We start from the raw sequence: 25,442 nt of genomic DNA, 5'->3' as shown, positions 1-25,442 counted from the left end.
ACAACGACAGACGAGGATGTATGAAAATTTTCTACGACAAAGACGCTGACCTTTCCCATATCCGCGGCAAGAAAGTCACCATCGTGGGCTACGGCTCGCAGGGCCACGCGCACGCGCAGAATCTGAGAGACAGCGGGGTGCAGGTGACGGTCGGGCTGCGCGAGGGCTCGGCTTCGGTCCAGAAAGCGAAGAACGCCGGGCTGACGGTCAAGAACGTTGCCGAGGCGGTCAAGGATGCGGACGTGGTCATGATCGTCGCGCCGGACGAACAGCACAAGAAGATCTACCAGGAAAGCATCGAACCGAACCTGAAAAAGGGCGCGACCCTGGCCGTGGCGCACGGTTTCTCGATCCACTTCGGTTTCATCCAGCCGCGCGCCGATCTCGACGTCATCATGATCGCACCGAAGGGTCCGGGCCACCTGGTGCGCTCGACCTTCACCCAGGGCGGTGGCGTGCCATGCCTGATCGCGGTCAAGCAGAATGCGAGCGGCAAGGCGCGTGACGTGGCGTTGTCCTATGCCTCGGCCATCGGCGGCGGCCGCGCCGGCGTCATCGAAACCACCTTCAAGGACGAGTGCGAGACCGATCTCTTCGGCGAACAGGCGGTGCTGTGCGGAGGCGCCACGCATTTGGTCCAGGCCGGGTTCGAGACGCTGGTCGAGGCCGGCTATCCGCCGGAGATGGCCTACTTCGAATGCCTGCACGAGTTGAAGCTTATCGTGGACCTCATGTACGAAGGCGGCATCGCCAACATGCGTTACTCGATCTCGAACACCGCCGAGTACGGCGACTACACGCGCGGTCCGCGCATCGTGAACGAGCAGACCAAGGCCGAGATGAAAAAGATTCTCAAGGAAATCCAGTCCGGACAGTTCGCCAAGGAGTGGATGGCCGAGAACGAGACCGGCGGCAAGCGCTTCCCCGAGATGCGCGCGCAAGCCGCGAAACACCCGATCGAGGAAGTCGGCGGCAAGCTGCGCGAGATGATGCCCTGGATCAAGGCCCACCGCATCGTCGATAAAACAAAAAACTGAAAGTTCATTACCGCCAAGACGCCAAGAAAGAAGAACTTGAGCATCCATTGGAAAACTTGGCGTTCTTGGCGTCTTGGCGGTTCAAAATCAATTAATCGTACTTTCTTTATTTATGGTTGACGGGAGCTATCCCATCCTGGCCCGCGAGGGCCGGTGGCATATCGCGCTTGCCGCGGGTGCGGCGCTGGCCGTGCATTATTTCGCCGGGCCCGCATGGGCGGCGCCTTTTTGGATCGTTCTCGTCTTTATCCTCCAGTTCTTCCGCGATCCTTCCCGGCAGGTTCCGGACGCGCCCGACGCGATCATCTGCCCCGCGGACGGGAAAGTGATCGCGCTGGGCGAGGTCGAGGACCCTTACCTCAAGCGCCCGTCCAAGCGCGTGAGCGTCTTCATGAACGTGTTCAACGTGCACTCCAACCGCAGCCCGGTGGCGGGAAAAATCATGGAGCGCTGGTACCGTCAGGGCAAATTCGTCAACGCCGCGCTCGACAAGGCCTCGCTCGACAATGAGCGAAACGCCCTGTGGATACGCACCGATCAGGGGCAGGACGTGGTGGTCGTGCAGGTTGCCGGGCTGATTGCACGGCGTATACTGTGCTATGTGCAGCCGGGCGAACGGATCGCCCGCGGTGAGCGTTACGGCTTCATCCGCTTCGGTTCGCGCGTGGATGTTTATCTTCCGCGGGAGGCCCGGCTCGAAGTGTCCCTGGGCGACAGCGTGAAGGGCGCCGCCGACGTGATCGCCCGACTCGCGCCGTAAGACGCAGGAGAGATGATGGAAAATCTTGACGATACACCCGAGCACGAGGAGAAACGCCGCCGCCGGGGTATATACATACTTCCGAGCCTGTTCACCACGGCGAATCTTTTCGCCGGGTTCTATGCCATCGTGCAGGCGATGAACGGGAGTTTCGAATACGCCCCGCTTGCCATTTTCATCGCCATGATCCTGGACATGCTCGACGGACGCATCGCGCGTCTCACTCACACGGAAAGCGATTTCGGCGCACAATACGACAGCCTGGTGGATATGGTGTCTTTCGGGCTCGCCCCCGCGCTCGTCATGTACGAATGGGCGCTGTCCGGCATGGGCAAGCTCGGCTGGCTCGCGGCCTTCATCTACACCGCTGGCGCCGGTTTGCGACTGGCGCGTTTCAACACCCAGGTCGGACTGCACGACAAGCGCTATTTTCGCGGCCTGCCCAGTCCGGCGGCCGCGGCCTTGGTCGTCGGCTTCGTCTGGGTGTTGTACACCAACGGCGTGCCAGGAAGGGATATCAGCATCGCCGCGCTGATCATCACCGTAATGGCCGGCGTGCTGATGGTCAGTAATATCCGCTACCGCAGCTTCAAGGACGTGGACCTGCGTGGGCGGGTGTCGTTCATGACCATCCTCGCGGTGCCGCTGGTTTTCGTGCTCCTGTTTCAGGACCCGCCGCAGGTACTGTTCCTGACCTTCTTCGGTTACGCCCTGTCCGGGCCAGTGGCCATCCTGTTCCGCTGGCTGCGCCGGGAGGGAAAGGATCCTACCGAGAAACATCACCCCCACGGCATGTAGATTCCCCGGCCCCCGGGTTTCATTTTATTCCGGTTTGATTTATGCTTTAAACATGCAGGCACAATTCGCCATTTCATCCGGTGTCGTATCGCCCCGTCAGACGGCGGTATCAAGCTGCACGCCTTTCTCTCTTGCCGCACGACTGCTGCTGCGCCGCTAGGCGCAATCTAACCCCCCTTCCTGGCGAGGAATATAATACGCAACCAAGAACCTGTTTTTAATCCGCATGATTTTAAAAAATCATGTTCACGATTATGAATGACAGGACACGCCCTCACCCCTTGCCCTCTCCCGCTATCGCGGGAGAGGGGGAGTTGGAGGGAAACCATTTGGCCGAAGCAGGGCTATATTTACGCAGAGACAAGACCATGAACGATCCATTGATCATTTTTGACACGACGTTGCGCGACGGCGAGCAGAGCCCCGGCGCGTCCATGACACGCGAGGAAAAGGTGCGCATCGCCAAGGTGCTGGAACGCATGCGCGTCGACATCATCGAGGCCGGATTTCCCGTGGCCAGCCTTGGCGACTTCGAGGCGGTGAAGGCGGTGGCCGAGGAAGTGAAGGACAGCACCGTATGCGCCCTGGCGCGCGCCGTGGAAAAGGACATCGACCGCGCGGCCGAGGCGATCAAGCCCGCGAAACGCGGGCGTATCCACACCTTTCTCGCCACGAGCCCCATCCATATGCAGCACAAGCTGCGCATGACGCCGGAGCAGGTTCTGGAGCGGGCGGTATCGATGGTCAAGCGCGCGCGCCAGTACACGGACGATGTCGAGTTTTCGCCGGAGGACGCCGGCCGTTCGGAGACCGACTTCCTTTGCCGGGTGCTCGAGGCCGTGATCGATGCCGGTGCGCGTACGGTGAATATTCCCGACACGGTGGGCTACAACCTGCCGCATCAGTTCGGCGCGCTCATCAAGACGCTGCGCGAGCGGGTGCCGAATTCGGACAAGGCGATATTTTCGGTGCATTGCCACAACGACCTGGGGCTCGCCGTCGCCAACTCGCTTTCGGCGGTGCTCAATGGCGCGCGCCAGGTGGAATGCACCATCAACGGCCTCGGCGAGCGCGCCGGCAACGCCTCTCTCGAGGAAGTGGTCATGGCGGTGCGAACGCGTCGTGACCTCTTCCCGTGCGACACACGGCTTGACACCACCCAGATCGTGCCGGCTTCGCGCCTGGTCTCGAATATCACGGGTTTTGCGGTGCAGCCGAACAAGGCCATCGTCGGAGCGAATGCGTTTGCACACGAATCGGGCATCCACCAGGACGGCGTCATCAAAAAGCGCGAGACTTACGAAATCATGCGCGCCGAAGACGTCGGCTGGTCGGCGAACCGCATGGTGCTCGGCAAGCATTCCGGGCGCAACGCTTTCAAGAGCCGTCTTAAGGAACTGCGTATAGAGTTCAAGACCGAACAGGAATTGAACGCCGCGTTCGAACGCTTCAAGGACCTCGCCGACAAGAAGCACGAAATTTTCGACGAGGATTTGCAGGCCCTGGTGACCGAGGCCGATCTCGAACAGGAAAACGAGCATTACCGTCTGGTGTCGCTCAAAGTCTGCTCGCAGACAGGCGAAACGCCGTTCGCCAACGTGACGCTGGCCGTGAACGGATCGGAGCACAAGGCCAGCGCCCCGGGTGGCGGACCGGTTGACGCGTCATTCAAGGCGATCGACAGCATCGTCGGTAGCCACGGCCAGCTGTTGCTGTACTCGGTTAATAACATCACCAGCGGCACCGATTCCCAGGGTGAGGTGACCGTGCGGTTGGAGAAGGCCGGACGTATCGTGAATGGTCACGGCGCGGATACCGATATCGTTATCGCATCGGCCAAGGCGTATCTGAACGCACTGAACAAGCTGGTCGTACCGGCGGAGCGCACGCATCCGCAGGTGGATCGGCCGTTATAAAATTTGTTGGGCGCATCCGGAAGTTGCCGGCCATCGCGAGCGTTGATCACACGGAAATGTTGACAGATGTGCCCATGCTGTATCGTCTGGAAACGGCGACTTGGCACCCGTCTCCGAAGGGGCTGCCAGCTCCCGAGACGAAGGATTTCGGAGATGGCAGCCGGCGACTCAAAGAGCCAAGCTCTGGAATGGCAGCCCGGCGTACTCCCTTCGAAATAGCTTCGCCTCGGAAGGGAGTCGCCCTTCGCCTCGGGAGCCGGGTGCCCGCCCCGTTTTTTTCAGGGAGGTTGATTGATGCCTGGCAAGCGTGACCTGTGCATGCGGTTTTTTTGCGGATTGGCCGCTGTCGTTATGGTTGTCGCGGCTGCCGCGGGCGAACCCTCCGCACCGGATCAGGTCGTCGCCGAAGCGGGCTGGAAATACCGCGTGGTGACGCGGAATCTGCCCGGCATCGACAATCTGGTCATGGCCCTCGACGGATCGTTGTACGCCACGCAGGAACTTCCGAACGGCGCGGGCAAGGTAATAAGGCTGCGACGGGGCGGAGTCACCGTTGTGGCAACCGGGTTCAGCCGGCCGGATGGTCTTTTGCTTCGCGGGAAATTTCTGTACATCACGGAAGAGGTCCCCGAAGGGCGCGTGCTGGAATTCGACCTGCAGTCGAAAAAACAACGCGTACTTGCCACGCTGCATAATCCTGAAGGCATTGACACGCTTCCCGACGGCGATCTCGTGGTGTCGGAAGACAGCATCAATGGCCGACTGTTGCGTGTGCGTCGGAATGGGGCGAAGGCGGTGGAAGTTATTCTGGGAGGATTGAACCGACCGGAGGGATTGGTTGCAAAACCGGACGGCGCGGTGATTTTCGCCGAGACCGCCACCGGTCGCGTGTTGTCCTACAAGAGCGGTGAGGTGAATGTCGTGGTGGATGATCTCGACGAACCGGATCAGGTGGAAATCGCCCCGGACGGCTCGCTGTGGATCACCGAGGATACGCGCGACGGCCGCCTGTTGCGGCTCAAGGATGGCGCGCTGGAGACGGTGCTTTCCGGGCTGCGCTCGCCGCAGGGCATGGCTTTCGGCAGCGATGGGTCGGTGTGGCTGGCCGAGCGCGGCCGGCAACGGCTACTGGTGATCCATGGCGAAGACAGTCGCTGACACCGCCGTCGTCTTGTATTTACCTGTCTCTGCCGTATGCTTACCGTCATGAACAATGCGTTGGAGAAGTGCGGCAGGGATGCCGCGTCTACGGACCTGAGGATGGAAATGCGGCGCCGGCAATATCTTGACGCGCTCGGCATCACCCGTTGGGAGCCGCGCCAAGCGGTCGACGCTTCACCGAGGGAAGTCACCGGAACGCCGACCGGTTATATCGCCCCAGCCATCGTCCCCGCCGGGCCGGTTGGCCTCGAACACCCATCGAACGTCGAATTGGATTCCAGGGACTGGACGGAACTCGAAGCAGCCGTACGTGCCTGCACAAAATGTTCGCTTCACGCCACGCGCACCCAGACGGTTTTCGGTGTCGGTCATCGCCGCGCCCAATGGATGTTCATCGGCGAGGCTCCGGGGGGAGACGAGGACCGCCAGGGCGAGCCGTTCGTGGGCCGCGCCGGCCAGTTGCTGAATGCGATACTGTTCGCTATTGGCTTGAAGCGCGAGGAAGTTTATATAGCCAATGTGCTCAAATGCCGGCCGCCGGGCAACCGCGACCCTCAGCCGGATGAAGTGATCCAGTGCGAGCCGTATCTTCTCCGCCAGATCGAACTGATCAAGCCGCGTCTCATCGTGGCGCTCGGCCGCCACGCCGCCCACAGCCTGCTCAAGACCGAAGTCCCACTCGGCAAACTTCGAGGGCAGCGTCTGTCTTACCACGGCACGCCATTGATCGTGACGTACCACCCGGCCTATCTGCTGCGCAACCCGGCCGACAAGCGCAAGGTCTGGGATGATTTGTGTCTCGCCAAAACCGTGATGGCCGCAATGCCGGACCCGGAGCGGGGAAAATCATGAGCGCCGTTGTCGCCGCGCCGCAGCCGCTTCTGCGGACCATGACCGGACACGATCTGACCGCGGTGCTCAAGGTCGAGAACGCCGCCTACGATTTCCCCTGGACATTGCCCATATTCCGCGACTGTCTGCGCGTGGGTTGCCATTGCTATGTGTATGAATCACCGCAGGGCATTATCGGTCACGGCATCATGTCGGTCGCCGTGGGTGAATGCCATATCCTCAACATCTGCGTGCATCCGGATCACCAGCGGCGCGGTCTCGGTGAGGGAATGGTGCTGTTCCTGCTCGACCTTGCCCGGCAAAAGAAGGCGCGCATCGCGCTGCTCGAGGTGCGCGTGTCCAATGTCGCCGCTTACCACCTTTACACCAAGCTGAGTTTCGATGAGGTTGGAACGCGGAAAAGCTACTATCCCTCCCGCCAGGGGCGCGAGGATGCGATCATCCTGGCGCGCGATCTGACGGTCGGCAACCATTAGCCCGGCTCGCCTTCATGGCAAACTGTACTGACGCGAACATTCACTGAACGTTCGCGATATCCCCGCCTAACCCTCGGCAATCATGTCATCGGTAGGATTGTCGAGATTCACGGAGATCTCGCTGGTGGGATGCTCCACCGGCACCTCCAGATAAGTGCGCCGGTTGTTTTCCGACTCGAAATAAATCGTGAGGCTGGATTCATCGCTTTTGTGCATCACGTAGGGCCGTACGGCGGCGTCGAAAAGATCCTTGCCGCTGATGGGATCGGTTTTGCAGACGATGTTTAACATGATGGTCTCCTCCTGAGACGAAACGCATTGCTTACAGCTATACGCTTGCACAGCGAGAGACTCAACGTTATTTTTTGTGCGGCTTTCCGTGCAGATATAAGCTTGACTTATATGTGCAGGGCTTCGATGGTCCACCCGGTACCGCCTGGAGTGGCTTCGGGGTGACGCCGACGAACCAGCTCTTCGATTTCAGCAACACGCTGCCTCGGTACGTCAACCATCAACAGTATTTCACTGTGCGACAGCGCGCCGCGGAATTCGTCGAGATGGGTATCGGGAACGCGCAGAGCGAACAAGGCTCCGGCAACCAGGGTCAGCGCCATCAAAACGAAGGACAGCAGCGACCCGGCCGGCGAAGCCCATACCAGCGAGGCGATGAGGCCGACCAGCCCCAGGAAAAACAGCGTCAGATCGCCAGTCCATGCGATGCGTTCCAGGCGCCAGCCGGCATCCCGGCGCTGGCGCTCGGTCGCCGGCGGAAGCCGGGTGAGTGCGGTGCCTTTGCCGGCAATGGCGTGCATGTGTTGATGGTTTACTCCCTTGGCCTCGATATCGTTTACCACCTGCATGGCCTGAGCTTCATCGGGAATCACGAAATAAAGTCTGCGGTTGAACATAGCGCCTCCTTGATTACCACCGCCAACCGGGAATCGGCGCTTTGACAAGAACGCGAACCCGCGCCGGTCGGAGTCTGGCAATGCCTTGGAGAAATTATGGGGAGTCAGTATGGCAAATCAACGTGACGAAAAATGTGGAAATAACGGTAAGGGTATTCAGGACCCGGAACACCGGTGACAAGGCTTGACTAGGGCTTGCGGAATTCCATCTCGGCTTGCGGGATCAGGCCTTCGATCTGGCGAATGCGCTGATCGTCGAGCGGGTGCGTGCTCAGGAACTCGATCTGTTTCCCGCCGCCATGTTTGTTATTGTATTCAGCGAAACGTTTCCAGAACGCCAGCGCCTCACGCGGCTCATATCCGGCGCGCGCCATGTACAGTACGCCGAGGTGATCGGCCTCCAATTCCTGTCCGCGCGAATGCGGGAGGGCGTAGAAGACACCGTAGGCTCCCTGTACAGCCGCTCGACTTGTTTGTGATGAGCTTCCTAGCGCGAGCTCTTGGAGTATCTGAAATGCTTCGGCTTGTGACATCCGCTCTGCTCCATGGCGCGCGACCGCATGCGCCACTTCGTGACCGATGACGGTGGCGAGCCCGGCGTCGTCCCTGGTGATGGGCAGGATGCCGCTGTAGACACCCACTTTTCCGCCGGGCAGGCAGAAAGCGTTCGGTACGTCGGGCTTGTCAAAGAGAACGAATTCCCAACGCGCGTTAGGTAATGGGGCTACGGCGGCAATGCGCTGACCCACGCGCTGCAGTTGGGCGTTCGCCGCCGGGTCCTTGGAGACCGGCACCGACTTTTTGAGTTTTTCGAACTCCGTGAAGCCGAGCTGCGATTCCTCGGCGGGACTCACCAGGAGTAGTTGCGAGCGTCCGGTTTCGGGCACGGTGGCGCAGCCGGTAAGCAGGCCGCCCGTGAGCAGGGAGGTGAGGAAGAGCGCTATAGTTCTGCGGTATGTCATATCTTTCTTCTGTAGCTCGCTTTGATGTTAAATTCCGTGAAAAATTCCAGATGATTCTTTCCAAGAAGATATGAATTTTCTCCTATTTTACCCGCTACTTTCCAGGTTTCCTAACGCTTGCCCGGCGGCGAACCCACGCCGCGATTACGCTAGAATGCCATGACGACAGGCTATATCGATTCCGGGGAGATGAACCATGACGGACAATAAAACGACTGTTTACCGCGGAAAAATCATCGACCTTTACCTGGAGAGGGTCACGCTTCCAAACGGTGCGGTGGCCGAGCTCGAGATCATCCGCCACCCCGGCGGCGCCGCCGTGGTGGCGCTCGACAACGAGAATCGTGTCTGCCTGCTGCGGCAGTACCGGCACGCGGCCGGCGGCTGGTTGTGGGAACTGCCCGCCGGCAAGCTGGATGCGGGCGAGTCGCCCTTAGCCACCGCGCAGCGTGAACTGGAAGAGGAGGCGGGCCTGCGCGCCGGCCATTGGGAGCCCATGGGGAAAATCGTCAGCTCACCCGGCGTATTCACTGAAATAGTGCATCTGTTTCTGGCGCGGAATCTCATGCATGTGCCGGCCAATACGGAGACGCATGAGATTATCGAAGTCCACTGGATTCCGTTCACGGAGGCGCTCGCCTGGGCGCAGGCCAATGAGATTACGGACGCCAAAACGCTGGTTGGCCTGTTCCGCGCCGGGAAAATCGCCGGACCTTCCTGAAATTCGGGTCAGGCGTCCGCTTCCACCGGCTGGCTGTTGAGCGTGCCCAGCCAGAAGGACAGGTCTTTTTCCAGAAATTCTCCGGCCGACATGTAATGCGAGCCATCGCAGGAGAAAGTGAGCCCCACCAGACCGTTCATGAGATTGATGGAACTGGAGCGCAGGTAGATCGTTTCATCGGCAAAGCGCAGCGACTTGAACTCGTCCAGCACCTGGCGGATCTGTTCCGGCGAGACCTTGGCGTTCGCCGGATAAGGGCAGACGGGGTAGGCAAGACAGATATCCGGGTTGATGATTTCGTCGATATTGTGCAGGCGGTAGTTGTAGGGATCGTCGAACAGCCACAGCGAGCAACGTCCGCTCGAGAAATGGATTTTGCTGTGAAACACGCCGTGGTGTGACATGAGACGGTGAATGAGTTCGAGCACCTGGTCGATGTGCTTGTCCAGCAGGCTGGGCGCGCGCTCCTGCATGAATACCGTCCCGCGTACCGCCGGATCGCCGCGGAACTGCTGCCAGCGCATCGGCGGCGGGCTCAGGCGCTTGTCCTGAATGAGATCGGCGAGCGCGAAATCGGCGGCGATGAACCCGAGAAGCCGGTTGTCCTTGCTGACGGCCTGCAGCGCGGTGATGCATTGTTTTGGAACGTACTGGCTCATGTACACGGACGAGAGCATCACGCCCTTGAACGGCAAGTGATTTTTCAGATAAGGCCGCTGCGACAGATTCCGTCCGCGCCAGGAAGGATCGATGCTGCTCGCTTGCACCATGGACGAAACCTCGATGCCGTTGATATCCCAGGCATAGAGTAGATGGCAATGGGGAATAGTCCCTATTGCTTCGTGCAGGAGACGGTCGAGCGCATTGGCGTCAGGCCAGATCTCGACGCAGTGTTCGCCGAGCTTCGCCATGGGTTCACTGACGATTTCGGCCAGTGCGGCCTTTTTGGCCAGGATGGCCTGCTGGATGGATGACATGGGGTTCCTTTTCGATTCTGACGCTGTCAATACGGCCTCGTCGCCATATTGCAATGGTTTTGAGCGGCGCCTGTTTATCTGATAAATAAGGATGGCATTTCGCCACGGGAGACGATGATGAGCAACAAACCTCTTGACTCTGATGCACTGGATACCCTGTTCCGCTCCGCTCGCAGCCACAGCTACTGGTTGGACAAACCGGTCACGGACGAGCAACTTCACAAGCTCTACGAGCTGATGAAATGGGGCCCGACCAGCGGCAATTGTACACCGGCGCGCCTGGTATTCGTACGCAGCCAGCGGGCCAAAGAACGCCTCAAGCCCTCTCTTGATGCCGGCAACGTGAATAAATCCATGACCGCGCCGGTTGTCGCCATCATAGGCATGGACATGGAATTCTACGAAAAACTTCCACGGCTGTTCCCGCGCAATCCGGCCGCGCGTACGTGGTTCGAGGGCAAGCCGGAGAAAATCCGCATCACGGCCTTGCGCAATAGTTCGCTGCAGGGAGCTTACTTCATTCTGGCGGCGCGCAGCCTCGGGCTCGATTGTGGGCCGATGTCCGGTTTTGACAATGAAAAACTGGACGTTGAATTCTTCCCGGACGGAAAAGTGAAATCCAATTTCATCTGTGCCCTCGGTTACAGCGATGCGTCCCGGCTTCATCCACGCGGACCACGGCTTGAGTTCAATGAAGTGGTTCAGATCGTTTAGCCGCGCCGAAAATCTTTTTGACTTTGATGTGAACCGGTTTTTTCGCCGGGTGACCGGCGGTGTTGCCTTACATGGCCGCCGTGACCAGGTCCATCGGCATTTTTGTGGATAGCCCCCGGTCTGTGGACGTATTTATTAAGGCAGGGGTCCTCTGTGGACCGGTCCGGCGCGCCAATGGCAGCTAGTGGCTACTTGGGCTTGAGACAGCTGCTGACCTGCTGAAATTCTCTTGTTTGTCAGAGTGTTCCGCGTTGCGGCAGGTCAATAACAGGCGGCGACATGACTGTTTCTGGCATGTTCCCTGCATTCATCTATCTTTAGGTAACACACAGAGGTCGTTGAAAATACATAGATTTGGCAAGCAGCGAGCAATGAGCACCATTGAAACATTTCCAGGCCTGGTCGGGTTCTATACGTTGACACCTGAAGGTCAGCTTGGTTTCTACGGACAGGATAAAAAATTTGTCCTCGACGCCAAACTCACCAAAACCTTCATCGACTACAACGGCCATTATCTCATGGCCTACTTGCAGAATCCGGCGCAGGGAAATTTCCGTCTGGCCATCATCCATCGGACACAGGAGAAACGTCCCTGGGGTTTCGATACCTTGATGCTCGAGAAACATATCGTGCGCCGGCTTTATCCGGTTACCGGAATGACGACCGACAAGGATCTAACTGTTTTCCAGAAAAAAAATCAGGAACAGAGTATTTTCCGCGGTATGGAGCTATTCCTCGATTACAAGGATGGCTCGAATCCTGGAATGCCGGTTTTCTGTCCGGTGCTGTACGACCGCAGTGCCACCCTGGACGATTACGCGTCCATTCTGGATAGACCGATCGCGTCGGCCGACCGGGAGACACCCGTCGTGGAAGTCCTTAACCTGCTGGCCGCCATTCCGATGGGCAGACGCGATACGGCTGAAATCACGATATTGAAGGACAAGATTTATCAGGGTGCCGTCAAGAAAGGCATGCGCAAGCCCTCCGGTTTCACACTAATCGACGACATTCGGGGGAATACCCAGACTGTCGGAGAGACCGCCGGTAACGACCACTATGACGGCGTCGACAAACGGGCGGAACGAAAGGTGACGCTGGATTCAGGAGGCGCCGGTGGCAAGGGTACGGCAAACAGTCTCGACGTCAACGTGCTGATCAAGAACATCGCTACGTCGCTGGTCGGTCATCCCGAGCCGGTGGACCCGATGGCGCTGAAAATATTTTCCAAATTTCGCGATCTGGATCATGACAAACTCGAAGCGATTGCGGTGCAATCCCTCATTTACAAGGTGCCGCCCGGGACCCAACTGCTTGAGCGCGGTACCAGCGATTCCTTGAATCTCTATCTGCTCGATGGCACGGTGAAGCTGGTGGCTGCCGATGGGATGGAAAAATTCGTCGAGGGCGGGACTGCCACCGCGAGCAATCCTATCTCGTGCCTGAAACCCCGCATGTATACCGTATCCGCTTTTACGCGCGCGGCATTTCTGTGGATTGACGACAAGCTGGTCGATGAAATCGTGCGGGGCAAGGCAGCGCTCTTGCATCGTGACGCGGCGAGCTAATCTTGTTGTTTCCCGCATCACGAAAAACTTATCGTGAGCCGGGCCCTCGAGAATTCCTGAGTCGCTTAAAGTTCAGTTATATTCTGTCGATGTAACCGAACGGCTATTCGAACGGTTCACCGACGGGATGGCGAATACGCTCCAGTATCATGGCGCGCACGGCGGCCCGGCGCTTCTCCCTTTCCACTGCCTTGATCTTTTCCGCCCCATCGGTGGCGTCGCCTGCCTTGGCCATCATATCCGATGTCGTCGTGGCGCTGCCATTTTTGCCGGTATTTTCAGGCGTTTTCTGCTTTCCCGGCGCTGGAGCGGTTTTCAGATTCTCAACTGCCTGTTCCTTTTTCGCGCCCGCCTCGATTTCCGCCCGATGCACCAGTTTTCGTTTGGCCCAAGCATCGCCCTTCTCCGCGGCTTTTTCATACCATTTAAATGCCTCGCCAAGATTCTGTCGGGTTCCCAGTCCCTGTTCGTGCATTTCCCCGAGATAATACTGGGCGCGTACATCGCCTTTCTCTGCCATGGCCAGTTGCACATGGAACAGGCGCTCGTCGGCATCGTCGAGGCCGGCCGCCTTCACAGGAACACCTGTTATTAACAGGATCATGAATAGCCAATGACGTAAATCTCTGACTGACATGGAACACCCCCCGGTATTTCCCTTTACTACCCGTCTTTTCTATTTATAGACGATGCCGCATGTTGGGGCATGCCGTTCGGCCGACGAACGGACGGTTTCGTCCGCCAGGATAGATTAATCCTCGACAGGAGGAGGGGGAACCGGGCCTTGGCCGTTTAATGTGCGATCTTGTTCAGCAGGGCGCGGCAACGGTGCACGCGTTCGTCGTCTTCGCCCAGTAGGGCGAAAATGGCGAGCAGACCGTCGCGGCCCGCCTGATGGTGGAAAGCGCTGTCACGGCGGATGATTTCCAGCAATTGCATCATGGCCGTTTCGTATTCATCTTGGGTGAGCATGATGGCACTCAGGCGATATCTCGCTTCGAGATCGTCAGGGTCGGCGGCGATGGCTTTCATCAGCGTTTCGGGCGGCGGGGCGTCTTGGGCGCTGCGGATGAGATTCACGTGCGCGGACAAATGGCGGACTTCCGGGAGTCCGCGGGTTTCAGCCGACAGCGATTTCAGGAGACCATCTGCCTGCGCGTAACGCCGCTGCAACACCAGCAATTTCACCAGATCGAGCGCCAGGCGCGGATTGTCCGGTTCGGCCAACGCGGCTTCCGCCGCCTGAGCCACGGCCTGGTCGAGATCGCCGCGCTGGTAAGCCAGGATCGCGGCGGTGTACTTGGCCTCGGCCTCGCGCGCGACGTGTCGGGTGATGAATTCCCGCAATACCGTCTCCGACTCGGCCCCGTGCAATGTGTCCACCGCCTGACCGCGACGGAATATTTTTAACGTGGGGAGGCTGACCACGCCGTGTTCGCGCGCCAGTTGTCCGAGTTCGTCGGTATTGAGCATGACCAGCAGAAACCGTCCGCTGAATTCGGTGGCGAGCCGGATCAGTCGCGGCATCAGCATCAGGCAGGGTCCCGCGCGCGGCGACCAGTAGTTCACCAGCACCGGCCCTTTGTCGGAATTTTCCAGAACCAGTGTGCGGAAATTTTCTGCGCTGGCGTCGAAAACATAAGGGGACACATCCATATTCAAGGCACAACCTGTTTATTGGGGTCTGTACTTCAAACTATGGATTTATGCCGCCGCAATAACAAGACCCGGCTGTGATACAAGGGGAAACATTTGCTGCCGCGAGGGTCTATATTTGTATAGAGGACACCTGACGTGAGGCGAGCATGCGTCACCGCTATCCGACACCGCGCGATATCGGCCTGAAGATCCCCAGCGACATACGGGCGGGCCGCTTCGAGGAGGGTTTCAAGCACGCCCTCAAGGGCGGTCATCTGACCGAGATTGAATACTTCCGGCGCTCGTTCCGGCTGGGGTTCCGGGCCGCCAAACTTTACCTGCGCGAGGTACGCCGCCATCGCGGTATATTGGATTTTCCGATGCGCGGGCGCATCCGGCTGCGTACCCTCTGGCCCGGCGACTGAAGGCCGCCGCTTGCCCGGCCGGCTCGGGAGGCCCTGATCTCTAGTATTCCGGTCCGCTATCGGCTATATTGGTCTTGTTGCAGCTCATGTCAGACATTTCGGTAGTTCCTCTACGGGTATCTTCCGCAAATTCCTTGCACGCTCTGCATCGCAAACTTTCTTAGTCAATTTTCGAGGTTATTTTAATGCGTACTGGTACAGTAAAGTGGTTCAACGATTCCAAGGGTTTTGGCTTTATCAAACCTCAGGACGGCGGTGAGGATGTCTTCGTGCATCATTCCGTCATCCAGGGTAGTGGCTTCAAGTCCTTGGCTGAAGGGCAGAGCGTGAGCTTCGAGTCCCAGAAGGGACCGAAAGGCATGCAGGCGACCAAGGTCGTCGTCGAAGGCTGAAGCTGCTTTCAAGCCGTCCTTAAGAAGGAACCCCGCCCCAAGCGGGGTTTCTTTTTTTGCGGGGCAGATTGTACTGCTCCGTGTTTTTTAGTTTTTGTATAATCGCGCGTTTTATTTTTTCACTTTTCCACATCCGACATGTCTGAGTTGAATCAGGAGATCGTGCGGCGGCGCACCTTCGGGATCATTTCCCACCCCGACGCGGGGAAGACCACGCTCACCGAAAAACTGCTGCTGTTCGGCGGTGCCATCCAGCTCGCGGGCTCGGTCAAGGGTCGCAAGGCGACCCGGCACGCCACCTCCGACTGGATGGAGCTCGAGAAGCAGCGCGGTATTTCCGTGACCTCTTCGGTCATGCAGTTCCCGTACAAAAATTGCATCGTCAATCTGCTCGACACGCCCGGCCACGAGGATTTTTCCGAGGATACCTATCGCACGCTGACCGCGGTGGACTCGGCGCTGATGGTGATAGACGGCGCCAAGGGCGTGGAGGAGCGCACCATCAAACTCATGGAAGTCTGCCGCCTGCGGCATACGCCGATCATGACGTTCATCAACAAGCTCGACCGCGAGTCCCGGGAGCCCATCGAACTCATGGACGAGGTGGAGACCGTGCTCAAGATACGCTGCGCGCCGGTGACCTGGCCCATCGGCAGCGGCAAGCGTTTCAAGGGCGTCTACCATCTGGCCGACGACAGCGTGCATTTCTTCAGTCCGCAGCACGGCGGGAAGATTCAGGAAGGCGTGGTGATCCGCGGCTTGCACAATCCGGAGCTGGATGCCGTGCTCGGAGAACAGGCCGTCGAACTGCGCGCGGAGATCGAACTCGTAAAAGGCGCCAGTCACGAATTCGATGCCGAGCAGTACCGGCGGGGCGTGCAAACGCCGGTGTTTTTCGGTTCGGCCATCAACAATTTCGGAGTGCGTGAACTGCTCGACAACTTCATCCAGTACGCGCCGCCGCCATGTCCGCGCGAAACCACGACGCGCGTCGTCGATCCGGAGGAGACGTCATTCACCGGATTTGTCTTCAAGATTCAGGCGAACATGGACCCCAAGCACCGTGACCGCATCGCTTTTTTCCGCATCACCTCCGGCAAATACTCCAAGGGCATGAAAATGCACCAGGTGCGGCTGGATCGTGACGTGCAGATCGCCAATGCCATTACCTTCATGGCGCGCGAACGCGAACAGGTGGATTCCGCCTACTCCGGCGACATCATCGGTCTTTACAACCATGGCACGATCCAGATCGGCGACACTTTCACCGAGGGCGAAGACCTCAAATTCACCGGTATTCCGTATTTCGCCCCAGAACTCTTCCGGCGCGTGGTATTGCGCGATCCCCTGCGCATGAAGGCCTTGCAAAAGGGGCTGGACCAGCTGAGCGAGGAGGGTGCGACGCAGATTTTCCGGCCGCTTGTCAGCAACGACCTCATCCTCGGGGCGGTCGGCGCGCTGCAATTCGACGTCGTGGCCTATCGCTTGAAGCATGAGTATGGCGTGGAGTGCACCTACGACTCGATCGACGTGGCGACCGCGCGCTGGGTGGAATGCGACGATCCGAAGAAGCTCGAGGAGTTCCGCAAAAACAGCGAGCTGAGGCTGGCCCTCGACCGTGCCGGAAATCTCACCTATCTGGCGCCGACCCTGGTCAACCTCCAGCTCACGACGGAGCGCTGGCCGCAGATTCGTTTTCTCGCGACCCGCGAGCATTAGCCGGCGATCTTGTCAGGCGGATATCATTACGAATCATGTGCTTTACAGCGGTAATAGGCGCGTTTTACCATCATTATTGATTAAACGAAGGCAGTTACAATTTTCCGCTGTTCAGCATGCCGGAACGAGGAGTTTTTTGGTGGAAAAAATGAATCTCGAGGATCGCGTCGTGTTCACGCGCGCGATCGTTCATCTGCTCGACAGCTGGGGCGTGAATGCGGCCGATCAGGTGGCTTTGCTCGCGCTGCCGGCGGGCACCCGTCCCGGCGCGATCCGGCAGTTCAGGCAGAGCAAGCCGTTTCCGGAAGATGCCGGCGTGATGGAACGCATCGAGCATCTGGCCGGCATCGCCGACGCCCTGCGCACGTCATACCCGCATAACGCCTACATGGGCTCGATCTGGATGAACAAGATCAATCACCGTTTCGACAACCGCACGCCGCTGGCCGCCATGCTCGAAGACGGTCTGGGCGGCATCATGGCGGTGCGCACGCACCTCGACTGTGCCTACGACTGGCACATCAGTGGTTCCGCCAGCCAGGCGAAATAGAAAACAGGCGGGGCAGGAAATACGTATGGAAGAGTACAAGTGCGCCTTCAGCAATACGCTGGTGACCGGCCAATTCGGTTGCGAGAAAGCAGAGCAGGTGACCCGCCGCGGCGGGCCGGATGTCGTGTGCTCCTCGGACCAAGCCCATCAAGAGTGCGAAAAGCTGTTCCAGCGGATGAAGCAAGCCGCATTGCCGGCATTTGGTGTGGAGGACGACCTCCTCAGCATGCCTCACAGCGTGCTGGTGAAGATCCAATTCGGCGGCCTGCTCGGTTTGCATCGCCTGCAGGGCAATGGCACGGACGAATCAGCTGTTGTAAAGAATATCCATGGTCTCGTTGGCCAAGCCATCGGGAAACACGGCGGTCTCGACGCCATCCCCTGCCAGGCGTTTGTGGAGGATATGACCTCCTACAAGCTCAAACGCCGGCGATGACGGAATTGACGGTACCCTTATTTTATTTGCTTTCCTTGTCTTCCTTGCCTTCCACTTCACTTTTTACTGAAAGCAGTTCGATATCAAAGATCAGCACTTCGTTCGGTCCGATGACGGCGCCGGCTCCGTGGGACCCGTAGCCGAGTTCCGCCGGAATATATACCTGCCATTTGGCGCCTTCTTTCATTAGCGGCAGCACCTCCTGCCAACCTTTGATCACGCCTGCGACCGGAAAGGTGGCCGGCTCATTGCGCTTGTAGGAACTGTCGAACTCGGTGCCGTTGATCAATGTGCCGCGGTAATGGGCGACCACCGAATCGGTGGATTTAGGTTGCTTGCCTTGGCCTTCGGTAATGACCTTGTATTGCAAGCCACTGGGCAGTGCTATCACGCCCTCCTTTTTCTTGTTGGCCTCAAGGAAGGCCTGACCGGCTTCCAGGTTCTTTTTCACTAGTGCCTCCTGTTTTTCCATTTCTTTTTTTTGCTGGGATTTAATCGCCGCCTGCATTTCTTCGGGTTTGAGACGGGGTTTAGAATTGGATATCGCGTCTTGCGCGCCCTGGGTAAAGGCCTTGGAATCCAGATCGAGGTTCTGGAGCTTAAGTTTCTGGCCGAGCTGAAAGCCCACGGTGTAGCTGAATTTTTGCTTGTCGGATTTCGGTCCCGCCGGCTCTTTTCCAAAAGCGCTCAAGGACAGAGAAAGGGTGATAAGGCCAATCAGTAAACCGGTTTTCATTGTGACTCCTTTTGTAAATAGCGGGGGAAACGATACATTGCCGGCTTCAGCCCGGCAATACCTCAACCTTGGAGCGCTGGCGGCGCAGGTTGGCCAGCGCGGTTTCGAATTGCTGCACGCGCTGGTTTTCCTGCTCGACCACGTTTTTCGGGGCGCGCGCGACAAAATCCGGATTGGCCAGTTTGGTTTTCGCCTTCGACAAATCCTTCTCGATTTTTTCCATTTCTTTGCTGAGCCGTTCCAGTTCCGCTTGCTTGTCGATCAACGAGCCGAGCGGGATTAACACCTTCATGTGGCCGATGAGCGCCGTGGCCGATTCGGGCGCGTCGTGTCCCTTGTCGAGCCAGGTAATGGATTCGGCCCTGGCAAGCGCCACGAGATAATGGCGCTGGGCATCCAGGTATTTTTTATCCATGGCCGATCCATCCTGCATCAGCAGCGGCAGGGGTTTGCCGGGCGAGATGTCCATTTCGCCGCGGATATTGCGTACGCCCGTGATCACAGCCATGACCCAGCGCATTTCCTCGGTGGCGGCGGTATCCATTTTGTCTTTCCGCGGCAGGGGATAGGGCTCGCGCATGATGGCGCCGCCGGCTTGGCCTGCGAGTTTCGCCACGCGCTGCCAGATTTCCTCGGTGATGAAGGGCATGATGGGATGCAGCATCCGCAGCAGGGTTTCGAGTACCCGCACCAGGGTCTGGCGCGTGCCGCGCAGCTGTTCCGGCCGGCTCCGGGCGTCAGTCAGCACGACCTTGGAAAGCTCCAGATACCAGTCGCAGTACTCATGCCACACGAAGCTGTAGATCGCCTGCGCCGCGAGGTCGAAGCGGTAATTTCTGAATGCGATTTCCACCTCGACCGCGACCTCCTGCAGGCGCGAAACAATCCAGCGGTCGGCGACATTCAGTTCGACGGAATAGAGATTCTCACCGACTTCCCCTCTCCCTTTGGGAGAGGGCAAAGGGAGAGGGAGGTGAGCCGAGGGCGCTTGCGCGCCATCCTCGTAAGATTGTCCGCAGTCATGTCCCTCGGTATTCATCAGCACGTAACGCGCCGCGTTCCACAGCTTGTTGCAGAAATTGCGATAGCCGTCGATGCGGCCGAGATCGAACTTGATGTCGCGCCCCTGGGTGGCGAGCGAGGCGAAGGTGAAACGCAGGGCGTCGGTGCCGTAGGCCGGAATGCCATTGGCGAATTCCTTGCGCGTGGCCTGTTCGATTTTCTTCGCCATCTGCGGCTGCATCAGGCCGCGCGTGCGTTTGGCGACCAGCGATTCGAGATCGATGCCGTCGATGAGGTCGATGGGGTCGAGGATGTTGCCCTTGGACTTCGACATCTTCTGGCCGTGGGCGTCGCGCACCAGGCCGTGGATATAAACCTCGCGGAATGGCACTTCGCCGGTGAACTTGAGACCCATCATGATCATGCGCGCGACCCAGAAGAAGATGATGTCGAAGCCGGTGACCAGCACGCTCGTGGGATAGAATGTTTTCAGCTCTTTCGTCTGCTCCGGCCAGCCGAGCGTGGAGAACGGCCACAGCGCCGAGGAGAACCAGGTGTCGAGCACATCCTCGTCCTGTTCGAGCGGCATGTCCTGCCCGTGTTTGCGCTTTGCCTGCGCGTGTGCGGCGGCGGTGTTGCGCGCGACGTAGACGTTGCCGTCGGCGTCGTACCACGCGGGGATGCGATGGCCCCACCAGATCTGGCGCGAGATACACCAGTCCTGGATGTTGCGCATCCATTCGTAATAGGTTTTGGTCCAGTTTTCCGGGACGAATTTGATCCGTCCGTCTTCGACGGCCTTGATGGCCTCGGCCGCGAGTGGGCCGACCCTCACGTACCACTGATCGGTCAGAAACGGTTCGACCACGGCGCCGGTGCGGTCGCCACGCGGGACCATGAGTTTGTGGTCCTGCACCTTTTCAAGCAGATTCTGGGCTTCGAGGTCGGAGACAATCTGCTTGCGTGCCTTGAATCGGTCGAGGCTGTCGTATGCCGAGCCAGGAAGATTGATGCTGGCATCGGAATGGAAAATGTTGATCAGCGGCAGGTTGTGGCGCTTGCCGACTTCGTAGTCGTTGAAGTCGTGCGCCGGGGTGATCTTTACGCAACCGGAACCGAATTCTTTGTCCACATACTCGTCGGCGATGACCGGAATCCTTCTGCCCGTGAGCGGCAGTTCCACCATTTTCCCGATCAGACGCTGGTAGCGTTCATCTTCCGGATGCACCGCCACAGCGGTGTCGCCGAGCATGGTTTCCGGACGGGTGGTGGCGACCACGAGATGTTCTTTCGTACCCGCGATGGGGTAACGGATATGCCAGAGATGGCCGGCTTCTTCTTCCGAGACGACTTCGAGATCGGACACGGCGGTGTGCAGCACCGGGTCCCAGTTCACCAGGCGCTTGCCGCGATAGATCAGGCCTTCATCATGAAGCCGCACGAACACTTCGGTGACGGCCTGCGACAGGCCATCGTCCATGGTGAAGCGCTCGCGCGACCAGTCGAGCGAGGCGCCCATGCGCCGCAGCTGGCGCGTGATGGTGCCGCCGGACTCGGACTTCCACTTCCACACGCGTTTTACGAATTCCTCGCGCCCGAGATCGTGGCGCGTTTTGCCTTCGGCCTCGAGCTGGCGCTCGACCACCATCTGGGTGGCGATACCGGCGTGGTCGGTGCCCGCCTGCCACAGGGTGTTGTCGCCCTGCATGCGGTGGTAGCGGATGAGCGTGTCCATGAGCGTGTCCTGGAACGCATGCCCCATGTGCAGACTACCCGTGACGTTGGGCGGCGGGATCATGATGCAGTAGGACTTGCCCTGGCCGCTGGGCGCGAAATCGCCCGCACGTTCCCACGTATCATAAATCCGCTGCTCGATGGCGTGCGGATCGTAGGATTTGCTCAGGGTGCTATCGGCCGACGGCGATCCGTCTGCCGGGTTTTGGGGTTTCTGGCTCATTGCCACAGTGAGTGTTAAAACGGGCGAGATTCTAATGGCTTATGCGCCATATTTCACTTTTAACTTTTTTCTCCGTCTTTTTCCAACTCCCGGCGTATCAACTGCTGCAACCGGAGGATGGTCTTGGTATCTAGACCGGTCCCGCCCGACTTGCGCATCTCGACATTGAGCTTGGCCACGGCACGGACCACGATATCGCGGGCGCGGTCCGGCGCGGGTAACGGCGGTTCCGTGCTCGGTGATACCGGTCCGCCGGCCAGTGCGCTGCCGGCGGGCGGTGCGACCACCTCGCGCAGCACCGGAATATCGTCGAGATCGATGGATTCCGTTGTCTCCGGTGTGGCGGGTTCCGTGACCGTTGCCGTTGCATGCGTTTCACCCGTGGCGGGAGGCGTTGTAGCGGTGTCCGGGATTTTTTCCACTTTGGGCGTGGCACCAGGCTTTATTTCCTCAGACGGCGACAGTATTTCCAAGGGTCCGGGATCAAGCGTTATTTCCTGTGCCAAAGTTTCATCGGTCGTAATCGGCGATGATTCATCGGCCGGCGCGGGTGCCTCGATCGTCAGGGAAGGCGGTGGCGGTGGTTCTTCACGCGGCAACTCAAATTCGACGACATCGAAGTCCACTGAAGGAATATTCAGTAAATTTTCCGTGGCCGGTTCATCGGCGATTTCCAGTTTGATTTCAGGTTTGCCGGAAGCCGATTCCGATGTGGGAGCGGTATTTTCCGCGGGTACCTGTGCTTCGCTGTTCGCGGGCAGTGCAGTTTCCGGCTCCAGAGATGCGTCGAGCGCAGATAAAATGATCTCCTGAGTTTCCTGTGTATCGGTCGAGGAAGCTTCTGTCTGCTTTGCCGCGGCCTCAAAATAGGCGTTCTCGTCAAAGGTTTCTTCCACGTCGATGGTAGGCAGCGCATCGCCGGAGTCATCCGGAAAGTCCTGCACCGCGGTTTCCTGCGTCATTTCCGGCGCGATGCCATCCGTCTCCGGCTCAAGTTCCAGGTTTGGCGCGAGATCCGGTGTCGACGGTTCAGGTTCGGTCGCCGCTGGCGGCGTTTCCTCGAGCAGAAGCTGATGTTGCGTGCCCGGAGCGATATTTGCTTCGGCTTCCGGTACCGGCGCTGGAGGTGAGGGTGCGGCTTCCGCTTCAGGTTCACTGAGCATCTCGGCGGAAATTTCCCCGGGAATCTCCGGCATGGTCGGTGCGGTGCGTGGAGGCGGAACGATTTCCATCGACTCCTCGAAGGTCAGCTCCTCGTCCAGCGGCACAAATTCATCCGCTGGGTTTTCACTCGTCTCATGGTCTTCGGTTCGCGCAGGCGGCGATTCTTCAGCCGCCGCGGGTTCGCCGCCGACATTGAGTTCGTTGCTGACGAGGTCTTTCAGGGAACGCATGACCGCATCGAGATTGACCGGACCTGCGGCGGGATTTACCGGCGCAAAATCTTCGCGCACGGGGGGAGTGTGTTCACGCGGCGGTTTTTCTTCGCTGGGGATCGGTGCCGAGCCGGATTTTTCCACGGCCGCCCGGTTGTTATCCAGCAGGTCGTTGCGGATCAGGTCCTGAAGGGATTTCAGCACTTCTTCGAGCGTGTGTTTCTCCGAAGGCTTGTGCTTGTATTTCGGATCCTGGGTGGTCATGGGTCAGGCTCCGGCCGATTCCAGTTCAAGCTTGTGTGTCTGCAGCGCGTAACCGCGGTCGCGGTAGAAACGGAAGCGCTCGCGCGCGAGCGTCTTTTCGTCATCGCTGCCATCCACCACTTCCGCCACGCGTTGAAACCGGCTGAAAAACTCCGGCACCTGCGGCAAGAGCTGGATCAGCACGTCTTCATGCGCCGCCGGCGGCTCATCCCGGCCGATGAGAACCGGCAGGTCGACGTCGGCCTGCCGCGCGCCGAGCCCGTGCGGAATGAAGCTGCCGGCGCTGAAGGTCCAGAGCAGCCGGTCGAGACGTTGCGCGCCTTCATGGTCGTGGGTCAGGATATAGATGCGGTGGCCGAGACGGAAGGCCTTGTGGGCAAGCTTGCAGACAGCGGCGTCTTTGCCGCCTTCGGTGGCGCGGTCGAGCAGGTAGAAGTCAACGCGCGTCATGCCGCCGCTTCCGCCCCGTCGTGACGGGCGCGGTTGATGAGAAATTGCACCAGCAGCGGCACCGGCCGGCCGGTCGCGCCCTTTTCCTTGCCGGTTTTCCAGGCCGTGCCGGCGATGTCGAGGTGCGCCCATTTGAAGTTTTTCGCGTAGCGCGCGAGAAAGCACGCGGCGGTGATGGTGCCGGCCTCGCGCCCGCCGATATTGGCCATGTCGGCGAAATTACTGTCGAGCTGCTTCTGGTAATCGTCCCACAGCGGCAGTTGCCAGGCGCGGTCGTGGGTGTATTTTCCGGCGCCGAGAATCTCGCGCGCCAGCTGGTCGTTGTTGGCGAGCAGTCCGCTGGCATGGGCGCCCAGCGCGATCACGCAAGCGCCCGTGAGGGTGGCGATGTCGATCACCACGGCCGGCTTGTAGCGTTCGGCGTAGGTGAGCGCGTCGGACAGGATCAACCGGCCCTCGGCGTCGGTGTTCAGCACTTCCACCGTCTGGCCGGACATGCTGGTGACGATGTCGCCGGGCTTGTTGGCGTCGCCATCCGGAAGATTTTCCGAACTGGGAATGATGCCGACGATATTGAGCGGCAGTTTCAGTTCGGCCGCGGCTTTCAACGCGCCGAGCACGGAGGCGCCACCGCACATGTCGTACTTCATTTCATCCATGTTGGCCGCGGGCTTGATCGAAATGCCGCCGGCGTCGAAGGTCAGTCCCTTGCCGACCAGCGCCACGGGCGGTTCGCCTTCCTTGCCGCCGAGGTATTCGAGCACGATCAGCTTCGGCGGCTGTCGGCTGCCGCGCGCGACCGACAGCAGCGCGCCCATGCCGAGCTTTTGCATGTCGTCCTTTTCCAGCACGGTGATCTTGAGTCCGTATTGCTTGCCGATCTCGGTCGCCTGTTCGGCGAGGTAAGCGGGCGTGCAGAGGTTGCCGGGGAGGTTGCCGAGATCGCGCGCGAGTTTCATGCCTTCCGCGATCGCCCGGCCTTCCCGGATCGCCTGTTCGCCGGGACCGAGATCACTGCGTTTCGGCACCGCCAGCACCACGCGGCGCAACGCGCGCCGGCTGTTGTTCGGTTTGCTTTTGAGTTGATCGAATCGGTATAAAGCCGCTTCCATGACTTCAACCGCCTGGCGGACTTTCCAGGAAATGTCGCGGCCTTTGACATCGAGTTCGGTGAGATAGGAAGTCGCCTCGCTGGCGCCGGTGTCCTTGAGAACCGACACGGCCTTGGCGGTGGTATCGCGATAACGATTCTCGTTGAATTCCTTTTCCTTGCCGCAGCCCACGAGCAGCACGCGCTCGCTGGGGAGGTTCGGGATATTGTGCAGCAGCAGGGTTTGCCCCGGCTTGCCTTCGAGATCGCCGCGACGCAGGATACTGCTGATGGCGCCGCCGGAGACTTCGTCGATCTGGTGAGCCACGGTGGATAGTTTGCGCGATTCGAACACGCCGGCCACGATGCAACCACTGCGCTGTTTTTCGGGTGTGCCGCTTTTGACGATGAATTCCATGCCGATTCCCTGAATTTATTTCCCGCTCCAGCGGCGGAAGATGTGGTATATTTTTGTCGACTTCGGGTTACGGTTCCGTTTTGCAATCAAGTCCTTAGGGATGACTGTACGGAAAAAAATGGCGTTTTCGATTGCTTGC

General features: G+C 59.2%; 26 protein-coding genes. 15 read left to right on the top strand and 11 right to left on the bottom strand.

What is annotated here, in order from left to right:
- The first annotated feature begins 20 nt into the window (after positions 1–20).
- The 7 genes from ilvC to rimI all read left to right on the top strand — a co-directional run bounded on the left by ilvC (position 21) and on the right by rimI (position 7,000).
- Positions 21–1,037, top strand: coding sequence for a ketol-acid reductoisomerase (gene ilvC, locus ACC569_RS00905; protein WP_372521600.1), 1,017 nt, complete (start codon positions 21–23; stop codon positions 1,035–1,037).
- Positions 1,038–1,149: 112 nt separating this feature from the next.
- Positions 1,150–1,797, top strand: coding sequence for a phosphatidylserine decarboxylase (locus ACC569_RS00900; RefSeq protein ID WP_372521599.1), 648 nt, complete (start codon positions 1,150–1,152; stop codon positions 1,795–1,797).
- Positions 1,798–1,812: 15 nt separating this feature from the next.
- On the top strand, positions 1,813–2,595 hold the full coding sequence (pssA, locus tag ACC569_RS00895; RefSeq protein WP_372521598.1) for a CDP-diacylglycerol--serine O-phosphatidyltransferase: 783 nt from the start codon (positions 1,813–1,815) through the stop codon (positions 2,593–2,595).
- A gap of 368 nt (positions 2,596–2,963) precedes the next feature.
- Positions 2,964–4,511, top strand: a complete 1,548-nt coding sequence (locus ACC569_RS00890; RefSeq protein ID WP_372521597.1) for a 2-isopropylmalate synthase — start codon at positions 2,964–2,966, stop codon at positions 4,509–4,511.
- A gap of 294 nt (positions 4,512–4,805) precedes the next feature.
- The gene (locus ACC569_RS00885) at positions 4,806–5,669 is read left to right on the top strand and encodes a hypothetical protein (RefSeq protein ID WP_372521596.1); all 864 of its coding nucleotides are present in this window, start codon (positions 4,806–4,808) and stop codon (positions 5,667–5,669) included.
- 48 nt (positions 5,670–5,717) lie between these two features.
- The gene (locus ACC569_RS00880; RefSeq protein WP_372521595.1) at positions 5,718–6,524 is read left to right on the top strand and encodes a uracil-DNA glycosylase family protein; all 807 of its coding nucleotides are present in this window, start codon (positions 5,718–5,720) and stop codon (positions 6,522–6,524) included.
- Positions 6,521–7,000, top strand: a complete 480-nt coding sequence (gene rimI, locus ACC569_RS00875; RefSeq protein ID WP_372521594.1) for a ribosomal protein S18-alanine N-acetyltransferase — start codon at positions 6,521–6,523, stop codon at positions 6,998–7,000. Before ACC569_RS00880 ends, rimI begins: the two co-directional genes overlap by 4 nt.
- Positions 7,001–7,066: 66 nt before the next feature.
- On the opposite strand, the gene ACC569_RS00870 is transcribed toward rimI, so the two are convergent.
- From ACC569_RS00870 to ACC569_RS00860, 3 genes are all read right to left on the bottom strand, one after another.
- Positions 7,067–7,291 carry a hypothetical protein gene (locus tag ACC569_RS00870; protein WP_372521593.1) on the bottom strand — a complete coding sequence of 75 codons (225 nt, stop codon included), beginning with the start codon at positions 7,289–7,291 and terminating at the stop codon, positions 7,067–7,069.
- A gap of 107 nt (positions 7,292–7,398) precedes the next feature.
- Positions 7,399–7,908: a hypothetical protein gene (locus tag ACC569_RS00865; protein ID WP_372521592.1), complete on the bottom strand. Its 510-nt coding sequence runs from the start codon at positions 7,906–7,908 to the stop codon at positions 7,399–7,401.
- A gap of 188 nt (positions 7,909–8,096) precedes the next feature.
- The gene (locus tag ACC569_RS00860) at positions 8,097–8,870 is read right to left on the bottom strand and encodes a M48 family metallopeptidase (protein WP_372521591.1); all 774 of its coding nucleotides are present in this window, start codon (positions 8,868–8,870) and stop codon (positions 8,097–8,099) included.
- Positions 8,871–9,066: 196 nt separating this feature from the next.
- On the opposite strand from ACC569_RS00860, the gene ACC569_RS00855 reads away from it, so the two are divergent.
- A complete protein-coding gene (locus ACC569_RS00855) occupies positions 9,067–9,591 on the top strand; it encodes an NUDIX hydrolase (RefSeq protein WP_372521590.1) in 525 nt (174 codons plus the stop codon).
- A gap of 8 nt (positions 9,592–9,599) precedes the next feature.
- Here ACC569_RS00855 and ACC569_RS00850 read toward each other — a convergent pair whose 3' ends face one another.
- Complete coding sequence (locus tag ACC569_RS00850; protein WP_372521589.1) at positions 9,600–10,568, bottom strand: hypothetical protein; 969 nt, start codon at positions 10,566–10,568, stop codon at positions 9,600–9,602.
- A gap of 117 nt (positions 10,569–10,685) precedes the next feature.
- Here ACC569_RS00850 and ACC569_RS00845 point away from each other — a divergent pair, with 117 nt between their 5' ends.
- Positions 10,686–11,282: a malonic semialdehyde reductase gene (locus ACC569_RS00845; RefSeq protein WP_372521588.1), complete on the top strand. Its 597-nt coding sequence runs from the start codon at positions 10,686–10,688 to the stop codon at positions 11,280–11,282.
- A gap of 371 nt (positions 11,283–11,653) precedes the next feature.
- The gene (locus ACC569_RS00840) at positions 11,654–12,850 is read left to right on the top strand and encodes a hypothetical protein (protein ID WP_372521587.1); all 1,197 of its coding nucleotides are present in this window, start codon (positions 11,654–11,656) and stop codon (positions 12,848–12,850) included.
- A 103-nt stretch (positions 12,851–12,953) separates the two neighbouring features.
- Here ACC569_RS00840 and ACC569_RS00835 read toward each other — a convergent pair whose 3' ends face one another.
- Together ACC569_RS00835 and ACC569_RS00830 are read right to left on the bottom strand one after the other, a co-directional pair.
- On the bottom strand, positions 12,954–13,454 hold the full coding sequence (locus tag ACC569_RS00835) for a tetratricopeptide repeat protein (RefSeq protein WP_372521586.1): 501 nt from the start codon (positions 13,452–13,454) through the stop codon (positions 12,954–12,956).
- Between the two features lie 188 nt (positions 13,455–13,642).
- Positions 13,643–14,506, bottom strand: coding sequence for a tetratricopeptide repeat protein (locus ACC569_RS00830; RefSeq protein WP_372521623.1), 864 nt, complete (start codon positions 14,504–14,506; stop codon positions 13,643–13,645).
- A gap of 149 nt (positions 14,507–14,655) precedes the next feature.
- Here ACC569_RS00830 and ACC569_RS00825 point away from each other — a divergent pair, with 149 nt between their 5' ends.
- The 5 genes from ACC569_RS00825 (at position 14,656) to ACC569_RS00805 (ending at position 18,010) form a co-directional block, all read left to right on the top strand.
- Positions 14,656–14,913 carry a hypothetical protein gene (locus ACC569_RS00825; RefSeq protein ID WP_372521585.1) on the top strand — a complete coding sequence of 86 codons (258 nt, stop codon included), beginning with the start codon at positions 14,656–14,658 and terminating at the stop codon, positions 14,911–14,913.
- A gap of 185 nt (positions 14,914–15,098) precedes the next feature.
- A complete protein-coding gene (locus ACC569_RS00820; protein ID WP_372521584.1) occupies positions 15,099–15,305 on the top strand; it encodes a cold-shock protein in 207 nt (68 codons plus the stop codon).
- Between the two features lie 138 nt (positions 15,306–15,443).
- Positions 15,444–17,024, top strand: a complete 1,581-nt coding sequence (locus ACC569_RS00815; protein ID WP_372521583.1) for a peptide chain release factor 3 — start codon at positions 15,444–15,446, stop codon at positions 17,022–17,024.
- Positions 17,025–17,163: 139 nt separating this feature from the next.
- On the top strand, positions 17,164–17,574 hold the full coding sequence (locus ACC569_RS00810) for a DUF2384 domain-containing protein (protein ID WP_372521581.1): 411 nt from the start codon (positions 17,164–17,166) through the stop codon (positions 17,572–17,574).
- A gap of 25 nt (positions 17,575–17,599) precedes the next feature.
- On the top strand, positions 17,600–18,010 hold the full coding sequence (locus ACC569_RS00805; RefSeq protein ID WP_372521580.1) for a hypothetical protein: 411 nt from the start codon (positions 17,600–17,602) through the stop codon (positions 18,008–18,010).
- A gap of 22 nt (positions 18,011–18,032) precedes the next feature.
- On the opposite strand, the gene ACC569_RS00800 is transcribed toward ACC569_RS00805, so the two are convergent.
- The 5 genes from ACC569_RS00800 to ACC569_RS00780 all read right to left on the bottom strand — a co-directional run bounded on the left by ACC569_RS00800 (position 18,033) and on the right by ACC569_RS00780 (position 25,303).
- Positions 18,033–18,746 (bottom strand): FKBP-type peptidyl-prolyl cis-trans isomerase, encoded by a 714-nt coding sequence (locus ACC569_RS00800; protein ID WP_372521579.1) that lies wholly within the window; start codon positions 18,744–18,746, stop codon positions 18,033–18,035.
- Positions 18,747–18,792: 46 nt separating this feature from the next.
- Positions 18,793–21,651, bottom strand: coding sequence for a valine--tRNA ligase (locus ACC569_RS00795; RefSeq protein ID WP_372521622.1), 2,859 nt, complete (start codon positions 21,649–21,651; stop codon positions 18,793–18,795).
- Between the two features lie 113 nt (positions 21,652–21,764).
- Positions 21,765–23,345 carry a hypothetical protein gene (locus ACC569_RS00790; RefSeq protein ID WP_372521578.1) on the bottom strand — a complete coding sequence of 527 codons (1,581 nt, stop codon included), beginning with the start codon at positions 23,343–23,345 and terminating at the stop codon, positions 21,765–21,767.
- Positions 23,346–23,348: 3 nt separating this feature from the next.
- Positions 23,349–23,795 (bottom strand): DNA polymerase III subunit chi, encoded by a 447-nt coding sequence (locus ACC569_RS00785; protein WP_372521577.1) that lies wholly within the window; start codon positions 23,793–23,795, stop codon positions 23,349–23,351.
- Positions 23,792–25,303: a leucyl aminopeptidase gene (locus tag ACC569_RS00780; RefSeq protein ID WP_372521576.1), complete on the bottom strand. Its 1,512-nt coding sequence runs from the start codon at positions 25,301–25,303 to the stop codon at positions 23,792–23,794. Before ACC569_RS00780 ends, ACC569_RS00785 begins: the two co-directional genes overlap by 4 nt.
- Positions 25,304–25,442 lie beyond the last annotated feature (139 nt).

Source organism: Sulfuricaulis sp., from assembly GCF_041499725.1.
GTDB lineage: Bacteria > Pseudomonadota > Gammaproteobacteria > Acidiferrobacterales > Sulfurifustaceae > Sulfuricaulis.
Note: the sequence above shows the minus strand (reverse complement) of the source record. Positions and strands in the feature narration are given on the sequence as shown.